At 62.4% G+C, this 1,786-nt stretch carries 1 protein-coding gene; it reads left to right on the top strand.

Going from position 1 to position 1,786, the window contains the following annotated elements; genetic code table 11:
- Window positions 1–155: 155 nt before the first annotated feature.
- Window positions 156–1,628 (top strand): IS21 family transposase, encoded by a 1,473-nt coding sequence (istA, locus tag WEA77_RS14935; RefSeq protein WP_368068663.1) that lies wholly within the window; start codon window positions 156–158, stop codon window positions 1,626–1,628.
- Window positions 1,629–1,786: the final 158 nt, after the last annotated feature.

Below are 1,786 nucleotides of genomic sequence, written 5' to 3'. Positions count from 1 at the left end.
CTGAGACGGTGTAGGGCGTAGCCCGGAGCCGTCTCAGCAAATGCCGATGCCCCTTTCATAATGGGGTTCTGAGGGTCGTCGCCGGCTCGGTAGAACCCGCATGACTTCATTTGGAAGGAATGCGGGTGTCGGGCTTCCATATCAACGATCATCAGATGAGGCTCTATATGAAGCTCAAGCAGACCAACACAGTGCCGGTTGCGGCCGCCAGGGCCGGGTTTAGCACGGCGAGCGCGTACCGGATCAACGCGGACCCAAGCCTGCCCTCAGGGCGCAAAAAGCCCCGCGAACGACGCCGCCCCGACCCACTTGTGGATATTTTTGAGAGCGAGATTGTCCCGCTTCTCAAAGCGGCGCCGGGCCTGCGGGCGGTGGCGCTCTTCGAGGAGATACGCCGGCGCCATCCCGACCTCGATCCGGGAATCCGGCGGACGCTGGAGCGCCGGATCCGCTCATGGCGGGCGATCCATGGGCCCGATCAGGAGGTAATCTTCCGGCAGTTGCATGAACCGGGCCGGATGGGCCTGTCGGACTTCACCGACATGGGCGATCTCGCCGTTACCGTGGCAAGGGCACTCCTCGATCACCGGCTCTATCACTTCCGGTTGGTCTGGTCGGGGTTCGAACACGCCCATGTCATCTTGGGAGGCGAGAGCTATGTCGCGCTGGCCGAAGGGCTGCAAAACGCCCTATGGGCGGTCGGCGGCGCACCTGTGGAGCATCGAAGCGACAGTCTGTCGGCAGCGTTCCATAATTTTGATGCCGATGCGCGAACGGATCTGACGCTGCGCTACGACGCATTGTGCAAACATTACGGCATGGCGCCGACGCGCAACAACCGCGGTGTCGCGCATGAGAATGGCTCAATCGAGAGCTCGCACGGCCATCTCAAGGCTGCTGTGCTCGATGCACTGCTGCTGCGCGGGTCGCGCGACTTCGACGATCTGGCCTCCTATCGTCACTTCATCGACGAGATCGTCAGCCGTAAAAACCGCCGCAATGGCGCGCGCATCGATACCGAGCGTGCCGTGCTGCTGGCACTGCCGGCGGCGCGCACCAGCGATTATGAGGAAGTGATTGTCACGGTCACTTCGACCAGCAGCTTCACGCTCAGGAAGGTGTTCTACACCGTGCCGTCTCGGTTGATCGGGCACCGGCTGCGGGTCAGGCTTTATGACGACCGGCTCGACTTGTTCGTTGGCGGCACCAGGCTGATGACTCTGTCGCGCGGCCGGTCGGTCAACCATGCCACGCATGCTCATGTGGTCGATTACCGGCATGTGATCCACAGCCTGAGGCGCAAGCCCATGGCTTTGCTCAAGCTGGTTTACCGCGACCAACTGTTCCCGCGCGAATCCTATAGGCTCACCTTTGACCGTCTGATCGAGGCGTTGCCCGAGCGCACCGCATGCAAACAGATGGTCGAGCTGCTCAGCCTAGCGCATGAGCGTGCCTGCGAGGCTGAACTTGCCGATCTCCTCAAAGATGGTCTGGCGGGCGGGCGCCTACCCGACATGGCGGCATTGCGATTACGCTTTGCGCCAGATCCGGGCGCGCTTCCCGAGGTGGTTGTCAAACTAACGCCACTCACCGATTACGATGCGCTGCTGGTGGGAGAAGCAGCATGAGCCGGAACGAACCCGCGATCGACGCCCAGCGCGTGAGCCTCATCCTGGGTGACCTGCGGCTGCCTGCGATCAAGTTGATCTGGACTGACTTTACCGCGCGCGCCGACAAGGAAGGCTGGCCCGGTGCTCGCCTGATCGCTGCCCTTGCCGAGCATGAG

Source organism: Hyphomonas sp., from assembly GCF_040882205.1.
Lineage (GTDB): Bacteria > Pseudomonadota > Alphaproteobacteria > Caulobacterales > Hyphomonadaceae > Hyphomonas.
This window is presented reverse-complemented; position numbering and strand designations above follow the sequence as displayed.

Bases quoted from the DNA above. Each gene is read 5' to 3' on its own strand.
- istA (WP_368068663.1), top strand. From the start codon at position 156: ATGAGGCTCTATATGAAGCTCAAGCAGACCAACACAGTGCCGGTTGCG.